Source organism: Ichthyobacterium seriolicida (genome assembly GCF_002369955.1).
Classification (GTDB): Bacteria; Bacteroidota; Bacteroidia; order Flavobacteriales; family Ichthyobacteriaceae; genus Ichthyobacterium; species Ichthyobacterium seriolicida.
In genome coordinates this window covers 1,899,964-1,921,407 of sequence record NZ_AP014564.1, presented here as the reverse complement: position 1 = coordinate 1,921,407, position 21,444 = coordinate 1,899,964, and the positions used below count along the sequence as shown (strand labels likewise).

General features: G+C 32.2%; 14 protein-coding genes and 1 pseudogene. 9 read left to right on the top strand and 6 right to left on the bottom strand.

What is annotated here, in order from left to right:
* Window positions 1-116 precede the first annotated feature (116 nt).
* Window positions 117-2,975 (top strand): DNA polymerase I, encoded by a 2,859-nt coding sequence (gene polA, locus JBKA6_RS07385; protein WP_317044158.1) that lies wholly within the window; start codon window positions 117-119, stop codon window positions 2,973-2,975.
* Window positions 2,976-2,991: 16 nt separating this feature from the next.
* Here the strand turns inward: polA and JBKA6_RS07380 are convergent, their stop codons facing one another.
* Both JBKA6_RS07380 and JBKA6_RS07375 read right to left on the bottom strand, forming a co-directional pair.
* Window positions 2,992-4,749, bottom strand: a complete 1,758-nt coding sequence (locus tag JBKA6_RS07380) for a DUF349 domain-containing protein (protein WP_096687301.1) — start codon at window positions 4,747-4,749, stop codon at window positions 2,992-2,994.
* 47 nt (window positions 4,750-4,796) lie between these two features.
* The gene (locus tag JBKA6_RS07375; RefSeq protein WP_096687299.1) at window positions 4,797-5,420 is read right to left on the bottom strand and encodes an L-threonylcarbamoyladenylate synthase; all 624 of its coding nucleotides are present in this window, start codon (window positions 5,418-5,420) and stop codon (window positions 4,797-4,799) included.
* Between the two features lie 225 nt (window positions 5,421-5,645).
* On the opposite strand from JBKA6_RS07375, the gene JBKA6_RS07370 reads away from it, so the two are divergent.
* The 5 genes and pseudogenes from JBKA6_RS07370 (at window position 5,646) to JBKA6_RS07350 (ending at window position 12,752) form a co-directional block, all read left to right on the top strand.
* Window positions 5,646-6,398, top strand: a complete 753-nt coding sequence (locus tag JBKA6_RS07370) for a hypothetical protein (protein WP_096687297.1) — start codon at window positions 5,646-5,648, stop codon at window positions 6,396-6,398.
* Between the two features lie 94 nt (window positions 6,399-6,492).
* On the top strand, window positions 6,493-8,181 hold the full coding sequence (locus JBKA6_RS07365) for a S41 family peptidase (RefSeq protein ID WP_096687295.1): 1,689 nt from the start codon (window positions 6,493-6,495) through the stop codon (window positions 8,179-8,181).
* Window positions 8,182-8,372: 191 nt separating this feature from the next.
* A pseudogene (locus tag JBKA6_RS08125) lies at window positions 8,373-8,615 on the top strand (IS1595-like element ISIse1 family transposase); the annotation flags it as partial.
* Between the two features lie 58 nt (window positions 8,616-8,673).
* The gene (locus tag JBKA6_RS07355) at window positions 8,674-10,353 is read left to right on the top strand and encodes a S41 family peptidase (protein WP_096687293.1); all 1,680 of its coding nucleotides are present in this window, start codon (window positions 8,674-8,676) and stop codon (window positions 10,351-10,353) included.
* Window positions 10,354-10,505: 152 nt separating this feature from the next.
* Window positions 10,506-12,752, top strand: a complete 2,247-nt coding sequence (locus JBKA6_RS07350) for a DUF5018 domain-containing protein (protein ID WP_172843122.1) — start codon at window positions 10,506-10,508, stop codon at window positions 12,750-12,752.
* A 56-nt stretch (window positions 12,753-12,808) separates the two neighbouring features.
* Here JBKA6_RS07350 and tatC read toward each other — a convergent pair whose 3' ends face one another.
* Both tatC and JBKA6_RS07340 read right to left on the bottom strand, forming a co-directional pair.
* Window positions 12,809-13,609 carry a twin-arginine translocase subunit TatC gene (gene tatC, locus JBKA6_RS07345; RefSeq protein WP_172843121.1) on the bottom strand — a complete coding sequence of 267 codons (801 nt, stop codon included), beginning with the start codon at window positions 13,607-13,609 and terminating at the stop codon, window positions 12,809-12,811.
* A gap of 48 nt (window positions 13,610-13,657) precedes the next feature.
* On the bottom strand, window positions 13,658-14,623 hold the full coding sequence (locus JBKA6_RS07340) for a KpsF/GutQ family sugar-phosphate isomerase (RefSeq protein ID WP_096687289.1): 966 nt from the start codon (window positions 14,621-14,623) through the stop codon (window positions 13,658-13,660).
* A gap of 103 nt (window positions 14,624-14,726) precedes the next feature.
* On the opposite strand from JBKA6_RS07340, the gene JBKA6_RS07335 reads away from it, so the two are divergent.
* From JBKA6_RS07335 to JBKA6_RS07315, 3 genes are all read left to right on the top strand, one after another.
* Window positions 14,727-16,928, top strand: a complete 2,202-nt coding sequence (locus JBKA6_RS07335) for a RecQ family ATP-dependent DNA helicase (RefSeq protein WP_231952052.1) — start codon at window positions 14,727-14,729, stop codon at window positions 16,926-16,928.
* Between the two features lie 1,109 nt (window positions 16,929-18,037).
* Window positions 18,038-18,400: a transposase gene (locus JBKA6_RS07990; RefSeq protein ID WP_096685809.1), complete on the top strand. Its 363-nt coding sequence runs from the start codon at window positions 18,038-18,040 to the stop codon at window positions 18,398-18,400.
* Between the two features lie 8 nt (window positions 18,401-18,408).
* Window positions 18,409-19,338, top strand: a complete 930-nt coding sequence (locus JBKA6_RS07315; protein ID WP_096687281.1) for an IS1380 family transposase — start codon at window positions 18,409-18,411, stop codon at window positions 19,336-19,338.
* Window positions 19,339-19,509: 171 nt separating this feature from the next.
* Here the strand turns inward: JBKA6_RS07315 and JBKA6_RS07310 are convergent, their stop codons facing one another.
* Window positions 19,510-21,057, bottom strand: a complete 1,548-nt coding sequence (locus JBKA6_RS07310) for a hypothetical protein (protein ID WP_096687279.1) — start codon at window positions 21,055-21,057, stop codon at window positions 19,510-19,512.
* Complete coding sequence (locus tag JBKA6_RS07305) at window positions 21,044-21,334, bottom strand: hypothetical protein (RefSeq protein ID WP_096687277.1); 291 nt, start codon at window positions 21,332-21,334, stop codon at window positions 21,044-21,046. The genes JBKA6_RS07310 and JBKA6_RS07305 overlap by 14 nt, the downstream gene beginning before the upstream one ends.
* Window positions 21,335-21,444 lie beyond the last annotated feature (110 nt).

Here is a 21,444-nt window from a genome sequence, read left to right as displayed (position 1 = left end):
AGGTGCAAAATACTTATACTTATTCTAGACGATCCAGGAATATTTAACTTAAATGATTCGTAAAAAATAATTAAAATATTATCCTCTCCAATTTATCAAAAAAGATTCGTTTTTTTATGCAAAATTTAGCCCTGCTAATCAGGGCCGTAAAAGTATTAATTCTTAAGATTATTTTGACGTTTTGTGATATGGCAGAAAAAAAACTTTTTTTATTAGACGCTTATGCCTTGATTTACAGGGGGTACTATGTTTTTATCAAAAACCCTATGATTAATTCTAAAGGCTTTGAGACCTCTGCTGTTTTAGGCTTTGTAAATACCTTGATGCAACTCTTGAGAAAGGAACGACCTACTCATATAGGCATAGCTTTTGACACTCCAGAGCAGACAGAGAGACATATAATATTTCCAGAGTACAAAGCACACAGGGATAAAACTCCAGATCCTATAACAGAAGGGTTAACATATATAAGACAGATTGTAGATGCTTTTGGCATAGAACATTATTCTATACCTGGATATGAAGCAGATGATATAATAGGCACACTAGCAAAAAAAGCAGAAAAATCTGGCTTTAATACTTATATGGTGACTCCAGATAAAGATTACTGTCAATTAGTGAGTGAGAGTACTCTCATGTATAAGCCAGCTAGAATTGGCAATGGCTTTGATATTATGGGGATCGAGCAAGTATGTGAAAAATTCGAGATAAATAATGTCAGTCAAGTTATAGACTATCTGGCCATGGTAGGAGATAGCTCAGATAATATACCTGGATTGCCAGGCATAGGAGATAAGACGGCAAAGAAATTCTTAAAAGAATATGACAGCATAGAAGGTCTTTTCAATAATACAGATAAATTAAAAGGAAAACTAAAAGAAAAGGTAGAAGCAAATAGAGAAATAGGAATGTTATCTAAAAGACTAGTAACTATCAATACAGATGTTCCTGTAGACTTTGATGAAGATAAATTGCTTTTCAACAGAATAGATATACCGAGATTATTAGAAATTTTTAAAGACTTAGAATTCAACAAACACAGTGAGTTACTAATTGATAATTTTGGAGGAGCGATGACTGTAAAAACTGATAATTCCAAATCAGAAGTGCAGTTGAGCTTATTTTCAGATGTTAAAATTGAGGATGAAAATGATATAAAAGTTGTAGAAAATAACTCTTCCCCTAGGTATTTTTATCAATTAGTAGATACAATCATAGCTAAAAAATTACTTATAGAAAACATACTCAAACGAGATAGTTTTTCCTTTAAACTACTGAGCGCATCTCAGAATGCTCTGGAGCTAAGAATAATGGGAATAGCATTTTCATATGAGAAGAATATGGGTTATTATTTACCCTTTCCAACAGATCAAATAGGTACTGATAATTTGATTGGGGAATTGGCACCTATTTTCAAAAACAAGGAAATACTCAAAATAGGTTACGATTTAAAACAAGATATCAAAATACTAAAAAAATACGGTGTAGATGTAGAGGGGGAACTTTTCGATATTACAGTAGCTCATCATTTGATAAATCCAGATATAAAACAAGATATAGATGTTTTGTGTAAAACTTATTTAGATCATTCCTCACATTACAGTAATGGATTTATAGATAATAGAAATGAGATTCATATACCTTGTAATACCCCTTTGAAAAGGGAAGAAATACATTTCGTGGAATCCGCAGATATAGCCTTTCAGATAAAAAATATTCTAGAGAAAAAAATACAAGACAACGATATGGGCTACGTCTTCAAAGAATTGGAAATGCCACTTTTAAGAGTGTTAGCAGATATGGAATTAGAAGGTATAAACTTAGATGAAAACGCATTAAAACAGCAATCTGAAGAAATTGAAAAAGAGATATCCATTTTGGATAAGAAAATAAAAGATATATCTGCAAGAGACTTTAATATATCTTCTCCCAAGCAATTAGGCGAAGTTTTATTCGATGAATTAAAATTAATAGAAAAGCCAAAAAAGACTAAGACAGGGCAATATTCTACTTCAGAGGAAACTTTGGCCAAGTTGGCTAAGGATCATGAGATAGTCAAGTATATATTAGAATATCGTTCATTGCAGAAATTGCAATCCACATATGTAAATGCATTGCCATTAGAGATAGATAAAAACACGGGCAGGATTCACACTTGTTTCAATCAAACTGTAACGGCCACTGGAAGATTGAGCTCTAATAAACCTAATTTGCAAAATATACCTATCAAAACAGATAGGGGCAAGAGAATTAGAGAAGCCTTTATTCCTAGAGATGATAATCATGTTTTACTCTCTGCTGATTATTCTCAGATAGAACTTAGACTAATGGCCTCTATGAGTGATGAAAAAAATATGATAGAAGCTTTTCACAAAGGAGAAGATATTCACAGGTCTACAGCTTCTAGAATATTTAATATCTCTTCTGAAGATGTGAATACTCAACAACGCAGTCATGCTAAAACTGTAAATTTTGGAATTATTTATGGAGTTTCGGCCTTTGGATTGAGCAGACAAACAGACCTGTCTAATAAAGAGTCTGCCGCTATGATAGAGTCTTATAATAAATCTTATCCTCGACTCAAGGAATACATGAATGAAGTCGTAGAGATTGCCAGAGAAAAATCTTTCGTTCAGACCTTAGTGGGAAGAAGGAGATATTTAAAAGATATTAATTCTATAAACGGTATGATTAGATCTTCAGCTGAGCGAATGGCTATAAACACTCCTATACAAGGTACAGCAGCCGATATTATAAAAATAGCAATGATAGATATACACAAATCTCTTTTGAAGGGTAATTTCAAAACAAAGATGCTATTACAAGTTCACGATGAGTTAATATTTGATGTGCCTCTAGGCGAATTGGAACAGATAAAAATCTTAGTAAAAGACAAAATGGAAAACGCTTATAAAGTTAAGGTTCCCATACAAGTAGATATGGGAATAGGTAAAAATTGGGCCCAAGCCCATTGATAAATATTCGCTTATGTTATTGAAAATTGTTCTTTTTTAGGAAAGACATTTTCTTTTTTAAGAGATCGAGAGATTCTTTTTTGTCTTGTAAGGATTTTTTAACCTCTTTTGCAAAGTCATTATCGCTATTTTTGAAAAACGACAAATTTATTTCTAATTGTTGTATTTCTTTTTCCATAGAGATTGTACTTTTTTTAATCGTTTCGTGTTCTTTTTTTATATCATTTGTTTTGCCTATCTCCGAGAGAGCCATAATTTTTTCTTTGAATCTAATCAGAGTTATTTCCTTTTGATTAAATCCCATTTTAAGCAGGATGGAGTTGATATGCAAGTAGAATTTTTCTGTTAATTCAACGGGGGTTTCCCCTAGTTTTTCCCATTTTTTTATAAGATTTTTCAACAGAGGTTCATCTTGTTCTTTGGAGATATCTTCTTTATTGTCGTATTCTCTAGTTTGTTCTATTACAGCATTGGCAATGCCTATAGTTTCTTCTGAAATATTTTCGAATTCATCTCTTTTTTCTTTGAGTTTGCCGAAAAAATCATTGCAAATGCCCTGAAAATTTTTGTCAATTTTCTCATGTGACTTAGACCTTATTAAACCATTCCATTGTCTTTGTATTTCTTTTATATCTCGTATGGTTTTAGATGTGTCTTCACTGCTGACTATAGCTATGGCTTTTTCTAATAATTCCCTCTTCAATGGAAGCTGATCGTTAGCCCTCTTTTTTAAAGACTTGTAAAAATCATTTTTGTTTTTGTCGAATCGCTTTTTAAGCCCTATAAACTTTTCCCAGATATTTTCTTCTTCCTTTTTAAATGCTCTCTTAGTCTTTTTAAATTCAGTAAAAATATATTCTACTTCAGCATTCTTTTTTTGCCATTTATTATGAGTATTTAGACTTTCTGTATCACTTACCAATGCCTCTAGATCTTTACACAATTGTCTTTTTTTATCAATTGACTTTTGATTCTGAATCTTTATTTCATCGAAATGAGCAGATATCTTCTCTCGTATTTGTGAACTTATTTCACTGAATTCCTCCCAAGTTTTATCGTTATCAGTTTTTCCTACTGAGCCTATCTCATTTTTCCATATGTTGTGTAAAAGATCTATTTTGGTAGACATCTTCTTTATAGAAGTTTCGTTTAATAACTCTCTGGCGGAATTTATTACTTTGGTTCGAAGCTCCAAATTTTTTTCAGTGTTTACTTGTCTGAGTTGTCTATTTAAATTTGTGTAATCATAAAAATTCTTGGTGTGATGTTTGTATTTATTCCAAATTTCATTAGCCTTGGATTTTGGAATATCATCATATTTTGTCCATTCCTCTTGCAGTAGTTTAAATTTTTCTATTGCATTGGGCACACTTTCAGTTCCTTGATACAGCTCTTTTATACTCTTTATTATCTGTATTTTTTTTTCTAAGTTTTTTTCTTGTCTGATTCTAATTTCTTCGAAATACTTCTTCTTCGCACTCCTGTACTCGAACATGAGCTCTATAAACTTATTGTTTATTTCGTTATTGAATTTAAAATCGTGAATCTCTCCTCCAGAGCTTACAAAGCTCTCTTCTTTGTTTTTTCTATCGATCTGTATCAATTCACAAAAGCGATCATCAATCTTATTAATAACCTCTTTTATGAGGTTTATAGGTTTGTTCTTGATGATTTTTTTTGCCTCTTTGTACAATTGTTCTTCGTTCATATCGTCGTAAACAGACAAATCAAATAAATCATCGTTTAATAGAGTTTCATCTTTTCCTGGTAACATTTCCTTTGTTTTTTTTAGTTGAAAAATAAAATTAGAAAAATATACTTTTACAATACGGTATTAAAATCACCTTTCCCCTCCCTTATTAAAACAGGCGTTTCGTCAGACAAGTCTATTACTGTAGAAGGCGTATTACCTATAAAACCTCCATCTATTACTATGTCGACCAGTGATTTGTATTTCTCATAGATTTCTTGTGGATCACTCATATATTCTATTATTTCATCGTCGTGGTGTATTGAAGTGCTCACTATAGGATTTCCTAATTCCTTTACAAGGGCTCTGGTGATATTGCTTTGGGGAACTCTAATACCTACAGTTTTTTTATTTTTAAATACTTTTGGAAGTGTTCTGCTCCCCTTTAAAATAAAAGTGAAACTGCCAGGCAATGCCCTGTTGAGTATTTTGTATGTAGGGGTGCTGAGTTGTTTGGTGTAAACAGATAAGTCTTTGAGATCAAAACATATAAATGAGAAATTCGCCTTTTCTAGGTTTACTCGTTTTACGCTGGCTAATCTCTTTAGAGCTTTAGTATTATTTATGTCGCATCCCAATGCGTAAACCGTATCGGTAGGATAGATTATAACTCCTCCGTTTCTAAGGCATTCTACAATTTTAACAATGCTTTTTGTATTTGGATTCTCTTGGTATAACCTTATAAATTCAGACATCGTTCAATAATGATCCTCTTTATTTAGATGGCAAAAATAACAAAATATGTTATTTTTTTTGAGATTAGACAAGTCTATGTCAAACTGAAGTTAGATTGATATTCATGTTGTGAAAATTTAAATAGGGTTCTTATATGTTTTTTTTGTAGCTTGCGAGCTTTTTATGTCATACATTCTAAATGTTCGACTTAACTCGTTCTATAAAAATCAATATTTATTTCACAAATGGTTAGTTACAAGTTTATTGTTTTAAAGTTATTGTTTTTCTCGTTTTTAGCGCTCTCAATCTCAGCTCAGACTCATGAAATTGATAAAAAACTCATTATTTATGCATCTGGGGGCTATGACTTTAATAAAGTAACCCATAATTTAAGCAATAGAGTAAGTAGTGATTATGTCGGTCAAGATGGATTTTACACTAGTCTGATCGTAGAGGGGAAAAATGCCTTAGATCTTTTCGACGTATCGTCTGGCGTAGAAGTTTTGAGTAAAAATTATAGGTTTGAGAGGTCTGGGGAATATGAAGGCTGGTACACTAATTACAATACTCTTTATTTAAATGTTCCAATTAGGTTAGGGATAGGAGTTTTATCTATGATTGGAAATTATATAGAAGGGCTTGATTTTACAATACACGGTGGTCCCTATTTTGGGTATTGGCTCAGTCTATATAGAGAGGGGCAATACTTTTCCTTCAGTGGCTCGGTAGAAAAAGACCCAGAGATGGTTAAGATAGAAGGGCCTTATGATTTTGAAGAAAATATAAACAAATTTAGTAGGGTTGATTACGGATTTGAATTTGGATCTAAATTATCATATCAATTGTTTGAAGGCTTAGGAGCCTTTATTGAATGTAACTTATTGTATGGGACATCGGATAATTGTTATGATTATAGAAATAAATCTTCTAACCATTATTATACTACTTTAACTGCGGGAGGCGGGGTTTTCTATGATTTAAGTTTTGTCCCAGAATGATTGAAATAGACATTTTTTGAAAGTACTGTAAATATTATGAAAAAATCGACATAAATCAAGTCTCTGTAATTTAAAACATCTAAATAAAAAGTATATGAAATCTATTTTCTCAGTAATCAAAAATTTCGTTCCAGTATTTTTATTCTTTGTTCTAACATTAATATCTTGTCGTAAGCAACAGGTAGAGTTGCTTCCATTTAAACATCACGATATTGATAGTTATGAAGAATTATTTAAGTCATTTTGGACTACTATGGATAGAAATTATAATTATTTCAGCGAAGAAAATATTGATTGGAGTGATATTTACGCTAAGTATAACGATAAGTTTAGAGATTTAAAAACATTTAATGATGAAAATGCGGATAGATCTTTAGCTATGAAAGAAATAAATTTAGCCTCTAAGTATTTTTCTGATATCTCATCCAAAATATTAGATAATCACTTCTTCTTTTTGGTAGAGTTTCCTTTTCCTCAGATGAAAAAGGGTGGAAAAATAATTAGAATATTTAATGGAGATACTAATACGGCCATAGATGTAGATGGTAGCTATGATCAAACTTTTACTAAAGGGAATATTCGTATAGATAAAAAAAAAGCCATAGAAGGAGCGTCTAGGTTGTTCATAGATGGTACTTTAAAGCGAAAGTCCTTTAAGGATAAAGAAGGTAACCTTGAATCCCTTTACACATTAGGGATGTTGAAAGATATGCGAGATAACACATTGTATTTTGGTTTTGACATATTTCAATTGTCAAAACATGCAATAAAATATTCAGACAAGATTTTTCCAAATTTTAGTCCAAAAAGAGTGTATTTAACAGGCAGTGATTACTTTGGGCATGTCCCTGACTCTATAGAAAATGAGTTTAAAACGGGTTTGGAAAAGATAGATTACTTTATGTACAATGCTATGAGTGGATTAATAGACTCTAAAGAGTATAAAGATGTTCTCAATCATAAGAATTTATTCCTTACGAAAGGAATACTTGACTGTTCAAGTCTCAAAAGAGATTGGACTTTGGTTGGCCCCTTACTTGTGCGAGTAGTAGCACAAGTGTATTTTAAATTACAATCATATAAAGAGCAATATAAAAATAAAATGTCTTCTTCTTCATTAAAAAAGATAGTCGGTAAATTAGAAAAAAAAGTGACCCAAATGCTTAGTAGTCATGGAGAAACTTTAAAGGAACTTAGTGATTGTGGTATCTATGACATGTTTTTTAATAAACTTATAGATGGTTCTATGAAAAAGATCATTATAGATTTAAGAGGGAATGGCGGAGGTCTTGCTCTAGATAGATTGAATTTTGTTGATAGGTTAATAAGTAAGAGGAGCCTTTATGGTTATGAAAGAACTAAAGAAGGCAATGGTAGATTTAATTACACTCCTTGGATTCCGGTATATACAAAAACTCATCCCCATGGACTTAAGTCTCCAATTCCTATAGTTATATTAATAGATAAAGGGTCAGGCAGCATGTCGGAAATAACCACGGTTATGTTAAAAACTCAAGATAAAGTTAAAGTTATAGGAGATTACAGCAATGGAGCATTTGCTGGATTGACTGGCCAATATGAGTTTAATGGTGGATTACGAGCCTCTAATGAATATCTGCTTTTTTATATGCCAGCAATGGCTTTCAAGGATAGGAATCATAAGATATTAGAGGGTATAGGGGCTAAGCCAGATATTTTGATTATACCTACAGAGGATGATATTTTAAATGGTAGAGATCCGGCATTAGAAAAAGCCATAGAAGAAATAGATAAAATGGATTGATAGATATTCTTTTTGGTTCAGACAACTTAAGGTAAATTTACATGCGTGTAACCCCTTGTGTTATCTATGAAAAATAATTATATAATTCGTTTGAGAATTTCTGAGGTAAAATTCAGGTCTATTTTACGGTTATCTTGCCTAGATATTGAAACCTGAGTTGGATTAATAAATCAATCACTCGAACTTAGGTTTATAAGAGGCATTATAGAGTAAAACATAGTGAAAATGAATTTGCAAAAGGAGTAAATTACATTAATGGAATTGAGAATTTTTGGGGACTATGTAAAGTTCGATTATCCAGGTTTAGAGGAGTTCATAAGCACAAGTTTTATTATCATCTAAAAGAGTGTGAATGGAGATTTAATTATCGCAATGAAAATTTGTATTTTTATCTATCAAAATGGATAAGAAAAAATCCACTTAAGTTGTCTTGAACCAAAAAATTACATAATATTAAGTCTCTATAATTTAAAACATCTAAATAGAAAGTATATGAAATCTATTTTCTTAGTAATCAAAAATTTCGTTCCAGTATTTTTATTCTTTGTTCTAACATTAATATCTTGTCGTAAGCAACAGGTAGAGTTGGTTCCATTTAAACATAACGATATTCATAGTTATGAAGATTTGTTTAAGTCATTTTGGACTGCTATGGATAGAAATTATAATTATTTCAGCGAAGGAAATATTGATTGGAGTGATATTTACGCTAAGTATAACGATAAGTTTAGAAATTTAAAAACATTTAATGATGAAAATGCGGATAGATTTTTAGCTATGAAAGAAATAAATTTAGCCTCTAAGTATTTTTCTGATATCAGATCTAAAATATTAGATAATCACCTTGTACTTAGGGTAGAGTTTCCTTTTCCTCAGATGAAAAAGGATGAAAAAATAACTAGAATATTTGATAGAGATACTCAGACGACCATAGATGTAGATGGTGGCTATTATCAAACTTCAACTAAAGGGAATATTCGTATAGATAAAAAAAAAGCCATAGAAGGAGCGTCTAGGTTGTTCGTGGATGGTACTTCAAATCAAGATATCATTACCGATGATGAAATCCTTTACGCATTAGGGATGTTGAAAGATATGCGAGATAATACATTGTATTTTGCTCTTAACAAGTTTAGATTGTCAGAGTATGCAATAAAATATTCAGACAAGATTTTTCCAAATTTTAGTCCAAGAAGAGTGTATTTAACAGGCGGTGATTACTTCGAGCATGTCCCTGATTCTATAGAAAATGAATTTAAAACGGGTTTGGAGAAGATAGAATACTTTATGTACAATGCTATGAGTGGAGTAATAAACTCTAAAGAGTATAAAGATGTTCTCAATCATAAGAATTTATTCCTTACAAGAGGAATACTTGACTGTTCAAGTATCAAAAGAGATTGGACTTTGGTTGGCCCCTTACTTACAGAAGTGATAACACAAGTGCGTTCTAAATTAGAATCATATAGTGATCAATATAAAAATAAAATGTCTTCTTCTTCATTAGAAAATATAATCGGTAAATTAAAAAATAAAGCGACCAAAATACTTAATAGTCATAACAACGCTTTAGGGGAAGTTAGCGATTGTGGTATCTATGATATGTTTTTTAATAAACTTATAGATGGTTCTATAAAAAAGATCATCATAGATTTAAGAGGGAATGGCGGAGGTTTTGCTCTAGATAGATTGCATTTTATTGATAGGTTAATAAGTAAGAGGAGCCTTTATGGTTATGAAAGAACTAAAGAAGGCAATGGTAGATTTAATTACACTCCTTGGATTCCGGTATATACAAAAACTCATCCCCATGGACTTAAGTCTCCAATTCCTATAGTTATATTAATAGATAAAGGGTCAGCTAGCATGTCCGAAGTGACCACGATTATGTTAAAAACTCAAGATAAAGTTAAAGTTATAGGAGATTACAGTAATGGAGCATTTGCTGGATTGACTAGTTCCGAACATGCTTTTAATGGTGGATTACAAGCCGCTAATGAATATCTGGCTTTTTATATGCCAGCAATGGCTTTCAAGGATAGAAATCATAAGATATTAGAGGGTATAGGGGCTAAGCCAGATATTTTGATTATACCTACTGAGGATGATATTTTAAATGGTAGAGATCCAGCATTAGAAAAAGCCATAGAAGAAATAGATAAAATGGATTGATAGATATTCTTTTTTATCAAAAAAAAATCTTTTAATATTACTACCTCATTAGTTTTTACAAGTTAAGTTTTTTATATTTGCCTTTTGAAGATATCTTCAAAGATGTCACTGTTATTTTTAACAAAAACTAAAAAAGTAAGTATTAAATAATTATGAGCGACGCATTCTTTTTTGCTAGGATTTTTTTGTCTTGTATGCTATTTTCGATTCTAGTCTCTTCATGTGTTAATGAAGGAGGAGACTCAAAATTGAGTTCTGAAAAAAATATCATCTCATTTGATCTTATAGATTCTATTAATGTTGATAAAGAAATCATATCTGACTTAAAGGTAGATACAGCTAATTTCACCATATCTCTAAACGTTCCATATAATGTTGTTTTAAAAGATTTAAAACCTTTGATAGATGTTTCGAAAAAAGCTAAAGTGTCAACAGTCAGTGGAAAAGAGGTTAATTTTGAACTTGTGCCTGATTCTAAACCTAAGGTCTACACAGAGGAGTTTAAAGTAGTAGCAGAGGACGGAAGCGCTCAAAAATATACTGTAAACATAACTAAGTTGCCTTCTAGTGCCTGTTCCATCAGAAGTTTTGTTTTAAACAGATCTAAAAATAAAACCAATATCTTCGGTAATAGACAAGCTAGGATTAATGAAGACACAGTGCCTCCTACTGTAACTTTACGTGTATCTGAAAATGCCAATCTAAACGGGTTAATGCCTACAATAGATCATACTGGTGTTAGCATTTCACCTATGGGTAGTAGTACTATTTTTAAAGATAAAACTCCAGTTATGTATACAGTAGAGGCTGCTAATGGCAGAAAAAAGGAGTATAAGGTAATAATATCCAAAAGTTTATCTTCTTCTAGTGCAATAGAATCTTTTAAGTTTAAAGCAGAGGGTAATAATCGATTAAGAGGAAATATTTTTAAAGAAGTACATGGTGTTATTGACAATAAAAATAAGAGAGTAACAGTAATGGTTCCTTATAATGCAGTTCTTAGTGAGTTATCTCCAGAGATAAGGGGGCATAGAAATGCAAAGGTTAAAAGTCTATCAGCTAGAAATTTAGAAAGTGCTGATCTAAATTATGTAGTAACAGCTGAAGATGGAACTACGACTAAATACAATGTGCATGTAGAGAAAGGCCCTGAACCTAAAATAAGTAGCTTTAAGCTCAATGCTGATATCTCTAAGAATATTTCAACTGAAATAACTGCCACTATTGACAACGCAAGTAAGGAGACATCTCAGGGAGAAATAGTTTTAAAAGTTCCATTTGACGCAGATTTATCTAGTCTAACTCCTCGTATAGTTGTTGAAAATTCTCCTTTTGCGGCTAAATTATATAAAGCTGGTGTTGTATCTTCCAACACTGATATTATTGCTGATTTTAGTAATTCTCATTTAAATCCTATTCAATATTCTGTTGAGGATTCCCTTGGAGGATTAAAAATTTATAATGTAAAGATCTATAAAGAGCCACGTATAACAGATTTTAAGTTTGTTAATACTGATAATAATCTTTTAGATATAAAAACTGAGTATGTTGGAGCAATCCAACAAGGGGATAATATGTCAGATGATGGAGTTATAACTTTTACAGTTGCAAATGGTACCGATTTCAGTTCTTTAAAACCTTCTTATGAAGGTATTAATGTTAATACTGTTGATGGAATTATTCCAGCTCCTTTCACAGAAATAGATTCTGAAACCCTTGAGGCTGTTTACGCTTTTAAATATGAGCATTTTGAGGGGTATGAGAAACGTTATACCCTAAGAATAACTAAAGAAATTGCCCCAAAGTTGACAAATTGTACAGTGCAAGCTAATACAGATAAGGGTTTCGAAAGTGATGTTACTGCTGAATTTATTCATAATGATGATGCTTCTGTAGGAGTAATAAGGCTGAAATTTTCTAAGGATAATGATAATGATAATGATCTAAGTGGATTAGATCCTATTATTTCTGTTCCAGAGGATTGTACTTTAAGTTCATTTAAGGGTGAGGATATAAATGAAAGTATAGGAAACTATAAATTTATTTTGACTAAAAATGATACAGGAGTTCAGAGATTATACTCTGTAGAGGCAATTAAAAGCCCTTATATCGAAAGATTAAATTTCACTAATTCTAATATAAAATGGGAAATTGATCACGCTAATGATGTGATAAGGCTAGACCTTTTTTCTTTAGATTCAGAAGAGTTGTGTTTGTTGCCTACATTTATAGCAAAAAATGGTATTGTGGCTATTGATGATGAATGTAGTTACACATATGATAAACCTATTGTTGAACCTATTGATTTTAGTACTGAGATACTCTGCAAAGTAATATCTACTGATGATCCAAAATTCACTAAGACATATACTATAATTCCTGATTTAGAAGATCGTTAGAAGAAATAATAGGGTTATAAACGAATAACGCCTCAGTCGAGTTTGAGATTGAGGCGTTATTTTTTTTCTCTTTTTAATACTATTTTACATATTAGTATACTGAATTGATATAAAGCCATTAATGGCAAGCATACTAATATTTGGCTAGCTACATCGGGAGGGGTTATTACAGCAGAGATAATCAACATCACAACTATGACGTGTCTATTATATTTTTTCATAATACTAGGTGAAAGCAAGCCTATTTTAGTCAGGAAATATACTATCACTGGTAGCTGGAAGATTATAGCCGAAGCTAAAACAATTGTGGAAATAGTACTTATATAGGAAGTGATATCTATTTCATTAGAGATTTGGGGACTAATTGTATAGCTAGCTAAGAAAGTTATAGATAGTGGAGTGATTAGATAATATCCAAATAATACACCTGCCATAAATAAAAAAGAGCTTGATAGTATTATATACGAACTGTATTTCTTTTCTTTTTTTGAAAACCCTGGTTTTAAAAAACTCCATAATTCGAATATTACGTAGGGAAAAGCTATTATAAATCCAGATATAAGAGAAACCCAAATATGTGATGAAAATTGTCCTGTCATAGTTCTATTCTGTATTATGAAAGGAATTTCATCTATGCACATAGCATCATCAATCCCTATGATTTTAGAAATACTGCAGAGCACCCTATAAGTTAAAAAGTTTGGGTCTTTAGGTCCAAAGACGATTGTATCGAATATAAAATTTTTACCTAAAAAAGCTATAATAGAACATATAAACACAGCTATTATCGAACGTATAAAGTGCCATCTCAGCACTTCTATATGTTTTAGAAAAGGCATATTGGAGTTGTCAGACATGTATCATTTATATGTTTTGTGTTTTTTTTTACAAAGTTAGTTAGTCTTTTAAGAAAGACCTTCCTTTATTATATCGTGCAAGTGTATCACGCCTAAGTAATGGGTGTCTTTAGCTACCAAAATATGTGTAATTTTTTTTTCTTTCATTATTTTTATGGCGTTTACAGCTAGTAAGTCAGGAGAGATACAATGAGGTGAATGACTCATTATATCTCTTGCTCTTAGATTTAAGAAATTATCTGTATTTTCCAACATTCTACGGATGTCTCCATCTGTAATTATTCCAATGATTTGATCGTTTATAGTTACAGCAGTCACTCCTAATCTCTTGCTAGATACCTCTAAAATAACTTTACTTATGGGATCATCTGGGTTTACACTTGGCTTAAAATTGTTTTCAATGATATCTATAGCTCTCAAATACAGTTTTTTACCCAGTGTTCCACCTGGATGATATCTAGCGAAATCTTCAGTAGAAAAGCCATTTAACTCCTCTAAACAGACGGCTAAAACATCCCCCATAACTAGTTGGGCAGTGGTGCTACAAGTAGGTGCTAAGTTGTTTATACAAGCTTCTTTTTCTACAGAAGTATTTAAAACGTATTTGGATTTTCTCGCTAAATAGGAATTTGGATTACCAGTAATGGAGATAATTTTATTGCCTCTTTCTCTTATTAAAGGAGCTAAGACTTGCATTTCTGGAGACTCTCCACTTTTTGAAATACAAATAATAACGTCTCGTTTTTGTATGATTCCCAAATCACCGTGTATGGCATCGGCAGCGTGCATAAATACAGAAGGTGTTCCAGTAGAATTTAATGTGGCTACTATTTTCAAAGCTATGTTAGCGCTTTTGCCTATTCCAGTTATTATCACTCTTCCTTTAGACTGGTGTATTAGATTTACAGCTCCTTGCAAATCATCTGTCAGGTTAGGAATTAACATCTCTATAGATCGAGCCTGTAATAGTATAGCTTCTCTTGCTATTTTTATTATATCTATTTTTTTTTTCACATCTTTTATTTATTAATTTTGCACTAGCCGTAATCTAGCAAAATTACTAATAAGACATCAAGCAGATGTCTTTTATATGTGTGTAAAAAGTATAAATAATAAAGTGGATATAAAACAACCAGTCTCTCTAAAGCAGAGAATAGATTTAAAATTAAAATTAAAAGATTATTTCGGATTTGATTCCTTTAATGAAAACCAAGAAGAGATTATAACAAGTTTGTTAGACGGCAACGATGTTTTTGTTTTAATGCCTACTGGTGGGGGCAAGTCCATGTGTTTTCAACTGCCAGCTTTGATTTCAGAGGGGACGGCCATAATTATTTCTCCCCTTATAGCCCTGATGAAAAATCAAATGGATTCTATAAGAAGTATCTCTGAAAGAGATGGAGTGGTTCATGTTTTAAATTCACTATTGAGTAAATCTGAACTCGAAGATGTGAAAAGAGATATAAGAAATGGGGTTACTAAGTTGGTATATATCTCTCCAGAATCTCTTACTAAGCAAGAAAATATAGAGTTCTTTAAATCTGTTAATATTTCGTTTTTTGCTGTAGATGAGGCTCACTGTATATCTGAGTGGGGACATGATTTTAGACCCGAGTATAGAACCTTAAAGCCTATTACAGAAAGTATTGCCAATGTTCCTATAATGGTGCTTACCGCTACAGCTACTCCAAAGGTTCAGGAAGACATTCAGAAAAACTTGGGGATGGATAATGCTAAAGTTTTCAAATCTTCTTTTAATAGACCAAATCTCTATTATGAGGTGCGTCATAAATCTAATACGGAATCACAGATAGTTAAATTTATCCATTCCAAAAAAGGCGAATCTGGAATAATATATTGTTCTAGTCGTAAAAAAGTAGATGAGATATCAGAATTACTAAATGTTAATGGTATTACTGCTGTATCTTATCACGCTGGTCTGGATGCTAAGACTCGTGCTAAGAATCAAGATATGTTCATTATGGAAGATGTAGATGTAGTAGTAGCTACTGTAGCTTTTGGTATGGGAATAGATAAGCCTGATGTCAGATATGTAATACATCACTCTATGCCTAAGAGTCTTGAGAGTTATTATCAAGAGACAGGTAGAGCGGGAAGAGATGGAGGGGAAGGACATTGTTTGGCCTTTTACGACTATGAGGATATGGAAAAAATAGAGAGATTCTTGAATAAGAAATCTATTTCTGAAAGAGAGGTGGGTTTGCATTTATTGCAAGAAGTAGTATCTTTCTGCGAGACTTCTATCTCTAGACGAAAATTTTTGCTTCATTACTTTGGAGAATATTTCGATGAGATTAATGGGAAGGGAGCAGATATGGATGACAATGCTAGATTTAAGAAAAAACAAATAGAAGTTAAAGATGAAATACACCTCTTATTAGATGCTATTTCAAAGACCTTTGAGCAATACAAAGCCAAAGAAATAATATACATTCTTATGGGAAAGAGTAATTCAGTTACTAAAGCTCATAAAGTACAACTTTTAGACGTGTATAAAAAAGGGGAACACAGAGATGAAAAGTTTTGGAAAGCAGCTTGTAGACAAGCTATAGTAAGGGATTTGTTGAAAAAAAACATAGAAGAATACGGAAAATTAAAACTGACTGAAAAAGGAAGGAATTTCTTAACCTATAAACCTTCATTTACTATGGCTGAGGATCATGATTACACAAAAGCTTCTAATACTGTTTCACAAAAAAGCAATGTAGGGGATAAAAATTTATTAATTCCACTAAAGTCCTTGAGAAAGGAAATGTCTAAAAAATTAGGTATACCTCCCTTTGCTATTTTTCAAGATTCATCTCTAGATGATATGTGTGTTCAATATCCAACTACTATTAAGCAATTGATAGGTATATACGGTGTAGGAGAGGGGAAAGCTAAAAAATTTGGAGAGCAATTCGTCAATCTTATAAGTGATTATGTCAAAGAGAATGATATCTTGAGACCAGATGACATAGTTGTAAAGTCAGCAGTAAATAAATCTGTATTAAAAGTTTATATCATAAAGAATACGGATAAAAAACTCTTGTTAGAAGATATTGCAAAAGCAAAGGGTATCAGTATGGACAATCTTCTTTCAGAAATAGAGAGAATAGTAAACTCTGGCACCAATATAAATATAAACTATGCCATAGCAGATATTCTAGATGAAGATCAAGTTGAAGAGATATATGACTATTTCTTGAATTCTGAAGATGATAGCATAGAAAAAGCTTTAAAAGAATTCGATGGAGAATACTCTGAAGAAGAGATTAGAATGGTCAGGATAAAGTTCATAAATGAAGTTGCTAACTAATAGAAGTTATTTTTAATAGTTTAATAAGGAGCGAAGGTTGCAGGTAGTCAGGTGCCAACGGATTGCAGACTTTGGACAGGGCAGCGCGAGCCACCTGCGAGTGGAGTAAGGGTGGTACAAAAGGCACAACGCTTTTTAGGGCGGTTTGTAGCTATGTGTGAAGTGGAACGTATCATTTTTGTAATTTTTTCTTTACACAAAAAGGCGGAGTCCAACGGAACTTACACAAGACTTACTGCTTTAATAGCGGCAGTGGAGGCAAGTCAATCAACATTAAGCCGCAGCCCGTAGCGACCCGCAGGCGATCAAAATTATGGGTAGTGGAAGGAAATACCGTGATAACTTGCAGAGAAACGCAATAAAAGTGACAAATTGCATAGATTTAGCGAGGCACCTGTAGGGCACTATAGCTCTTTTTTTGACCTTTAAAAATTGAAGTGTCCCAAAAAAAATGCGCTGTAATGGTTTGTAGATTTTATTTGCTGACGACCAAAGGCGGAACATCGCTTTACTTGCGTTTGGATGTGCGTTGGAAAAAGGAAGTGTACGACAATATGGAATGTAGTTTGCGGAATGGAATAATGGGCTACTCTTACTGAGTGGTGCTGAAAGCTTGTGATTGCAGTGAGGTACGAACGGAAAGAACAGGCTGTAGGCACATTGGGTGCGGATTTATCTACTTGAAAATTATTGTTCTTGGCTTATCTGTCGAATGAAAATTATTGTTCTTGGCTTATCTGTCGAATGAAAATTATTGTTCTTGGCTTATCTGTCCAATGAAAATTAAAATGTCTAAATTTCTTCATATACTGACCTACACCTTCATCCAAAACAATGGAATAAGAGCTATTCAAGTAATTTAATCCAGATTTCGAACAAATCATTTCTTCAATGATAGTTGATTCAGCGATGAATATTTTTTTATCGGAAAGTTGTTCAATAAGATCCTTTTTTGATTCATCTGTATTGATTTCAAATTCAAAACCCAAAGGGTTAACTTCAACTACTTTTAACCCAGATTATTCATAGTTACCCTTTAAATATTGCGCATAAAGTGTTAATTTTAAGGCATTAAAGTCCAAAGAAACATACTTTAATATAGCCCAAAAATGAGGAATAAAAACACATTATTTTATAGAGGGAAAACTTCTGTTGAGTTAACTTTTTCATCATCAGAAATTAGCTCTGATGGATCTTTAATCATGCTTGAAAAACTAGAAAGAGATCATAGATTGATTCATTATTACAGTAAACTTTTGCCTGATACTCGAGACTCTAGATTTATTACTTATACCAGAAAGCAACAGTTAAAACAAAGGGTTTATATGATCATGTTAGGCTATGAAGACGCCAATGATGTTAATCATTTACATAACGATCCTTTATTCAAAGATGTTCTTCAAGGTGATTTGGCTTCTCAACCTACTATATCAAGATTTGAGAATAGCTTTGACAAACAAGCTGTTTTTTAAGTTTTGTGATGCGTGGTTTATACAAATATGTTTCAAGTTTATCTGATCGTAAGAGAATAGTTATTGACGTAGATTCAACTGATGATCCAACTCATGGCAGTCAACAATTGTCAATGTTTAACGGTTATTATAGTCAATTCATGTACAATGAACTATTTTTTCATGATGGAAAAACAGGACAGATTATCCTTCCTGTACTCCGCCCAGGAAATAGTCATTCTAATAAATGGTATGTGAGTATTTTAAAGCGAATAATTATCAAAATACGTGAGAGTCACCCAGAGATGGAAATAATTATTAGAAGTGATAGCGGCTTTAGTTGCGCTCCTTTTTACCAATTAGTAGATGATTTTGATTTACTATATGTGACAGGCATAGCGAGCAATGAAGTTTTAAAAAGAAAGGTATCTTGGTCAAAAAATGCTGTAAAAAAAATGTATTTAGATCAGGGAGAGAAGCACCAACATTTTATGAGTTTTACGTACAAAGCCAAGAGTTGGCACAAGCCTCAACAGTGCTATTCTAAAGTTGAGAGTACAGGATTAGGGATGAACATAAGGCATTTTTCTAGTAATCTTCCCCAAAAGGATGCTAGAGAAATTTACTTTGACTTTTATGTGAAAAGAGGTGATTCAAGTGAAAATAGAATAAAAGAAGTTAAAAATATGTGTTTTTCTGATCGTTTGTCAAATCATAGTTTTCTTGCTAATTTTTTTCGACTTATGATGAGTAGTCTTGCCTATGAAATGTTTTTATTACTGAAACAGAAGATAAAGAAAACAAGATTTGAAGTAGCAAAAAAATGGTTAATCAGTTCGATTAGAACCTATCTTCTCAAGGTAGGAGCAACGATTAAAATTACCAAAAGGCGAATCTATTATCAGCTATCTAAATCTTTTGTTTACAAGGGTTTATTTCGGGAAATTATTACCCAGTAACGGTTGTTTATTTGTGAAATGAACAACCTTGGGATAGTTACGCCTTGTCGTTAAAAAACCATGTAAAAACACTAAAAAAGAGCATTGTCATCCTAAAAAAAGGTGCAAAAAAACGACAAAGAAGATGAGTTCTCTTCGATTAGTAAAAAAGTTAAGGAAAAAATATCACGTCTAATCTATTTTAGTATGACTATGAATAATGCGGGTTAAATCAACATCGTCTTGAGTATATCTTCTCTTAAAATAAAGTACACCATTACTTTGTGTAATTTCAGACAAAACAGGGGGAGTAGTTGGTTTTCCATGACTAGAGCAATATTCCTGCTGCTGTTTTAGCCACTTTTTTAACAAAGTTCTTTCCGTAGGGATTGATTCTGTTGATTGAAGCCAGGTATTCAAATCTTCTACATGTCCGATAACACAAACCCTGATTTCTTTATCTTCCACATCCCATGCTAGAGTAAAAGACAGAACTTCTTCATTGTTTCTTTCATGAAGACATTTGACTATCATATTTAATGCCTCCATTGTTTTATCCACCAAGTTTTGCGTGTCCTCTGTGGAATGATAAATGCATGGAATATTTACATAATAATCCCCTGGAAACGTATGAACACAACCTTGAGGAAGCTCTAAGTTTTCACCTAATCTGTTTAAAGCTTTTTTTATTTCCACAGTGAAATACTCAATAGCATCATGATGTTTGCCATCTTCTAAAATGATTACATCAGGAATAGATACATACCTTTTTTTACTGCCATGATCCTTTTTTGGATGATAGCTTACTAACAATCTTATTCCGTCATTTTTACTTATTGAATATGGGATATACTTCTCTAACGGACTCTTTTCATTCTCTTCGGGTTGAACATGTTTTACTGAAGGTTTTGGTAAATTAAAGTACTTGTAAATTTCAGGGTTACCTTGTAAGTAGTTTGTAACAAGTGATTTCCAGCTGGATAAGGAGAGTTTTCCATCAACTCTAAAAAGCTTTGTATAATCACTTTTTCTGCCAAACTCTGTCATTTTACTATCAAGTCTCTCGATCATCAATTCTGTTGAATATGATCGAATAGCACCATCAAAATGCTGAAATTCAGACTTATCCTTGTTATAAATTGAATGAACATATCTGCAACCATAAGTATCCGTTAAAGTTGGAGCTGGATCATCCTTTACTTCTTCAAGCTCAAATTCATGAAGTTCATTGTTTGATTTCCAAAAAAATTCAGTTCGGTCAATATTGTGATATAATTTTTCGTACTCATCATTTTTGTAAACTGTCAACCCTACTTCTATTGAAGATATATCATCATCATATTTTGGCCCCCACCAGTATTCAAATTCAAAGGATTGTAGAAAAGATGGGCTAAACCCAATGTAGTCTGGATCAAGCTTTATTTTAGTTATGACATCTTTTTTATCACTTAAACCAACAAGCTCATCAAGGAATATTGAGTTAAAATTATTGTAATGGGAAAGTGATTTTCTGAAAAATGGGTGTGCAAGTATTGCTTTGTCAGAACTTTTCTCTTTAAATACCCCGTGTCCTAAGTAATTGAAACTCTCTAAGAGAATGTTGATGTCAATCAGACCAGCTTTGTCTTTTGCAATCTCTTCAGCAAGTTTAGGAAAGACATCAGTGAGTATGTTAGATTTATTGTAAAGAACAAGGTTTTTATAGAATAGACGGCCATTCTCTTGATCAAAAAAAATCACCTAACTCATTGATAAAATCTGATTGATAAGGTTTAATGTATTTGATTGTCATATTATTCAGGAATGTTTTTCGAGCATTGCGGATATCCTTAAAATCTTTGTCAGTTTCACCAGTTAGAAAATAACCAACCGTCAGTATTTTTTGGTAATCGAAATATAACCCTTGCATTCCATAAACTGAAGTTTGCCAAATCCCATCTTCTAAAGCACTAATTGGAAGTTGAATATCGTGTTTAGAAACTTGATTTGAATTAAATATCCCAAAGCAATGCTGCATATCGTATGTGTTTATAAAAACTAAGGTTATCCTTCCCGTAGGCTGGTATTTTTTCACCCACAAAATGAGGGGCTATTTGAGCTACCATTTCTGGGTATTTTATTGTTATT

Excerpts from the sequence above, each read along its gene's own strand:
- JBKA6_RS07990 (WP_096685809.1), top strand. The coding sequence starts at position 18,038 with ATGAGGAATAAAAACACATTATTTTATAGAGGGAAAACTTCTGTTGAG.
- JBKA6_RS07305 (WP_096687277.1), bottom strand. The coding sequence starts at position 21,334 with ATGCAGCATTGCTTTGGGATATTTAATTCAAATCAAGTTTCTAAACAC.
- tatC (WP_172843121.1), bottom strand. The coding sequence starts at position 13,609 with ATGTCTGACAACTCCAATATGCCTTTTCTAAAACATATAGAAGTGCTG.
- JBKA6_RS07355 (WP_096687293.1), top strand. The coding sequence starts at position 8,674 with ATGAAATCTATTTTCTTAGTAATCAAAAATTTCGTTCCAGTATTTTTA.
- JBKA6_RS07380 (WP_096687301.1), bottom strand. The coding sequence starts at position 4,749 with ATGTTACCAGGAAAAGATGAAACTCTATTAAACGATGATTTATTTGAT.
- polA (WP_317044158.1), top strand. The coding sequence starts at position 117 with ATGCAAAATTTAGCCCTGCTAATCAGGGCCGTAAAAGTATTAATTCTT.
- JBKA6_RS07365 (WP_096687295.1), top strand. The coding sequence starts at position 6,493 with ATGAAATCTATTTTCTCAGTAATCAAAAATTTCGTTCCAGTATTTTTA.
- JBKA6_RS07315 (WP_096687281.1), top strand. The coding sequence starts at position 18,409 with ATGCGTGGTTTATACAAATATGTTTCAAGTTTATCTGATCGTAAGAGA.
- JBKA6_RS07350 (WP_172843122.1), top strand. The coding sequence starts at position 10,506 with ATGAGCGACGCATTCTTTTTTGCTAGGATTTTTTTGTCTTGTATGCTA.
- JBKA6_RS07375 (WP_096687299.1), bottom strand. The coding sequence starts at position 5,420 with ATGTCTGAATTTATAAGGTTATACCAAGAGAATCCAAATACAAAAAGC.
- JBKA6_RS07370 (WP_096687297.1), top strand. The coding sequence starts at position 5,646 with ATGGTTAGTTACAAGTTTATTGTTTTAAAGTTATTGTTTTTCTCGTTT.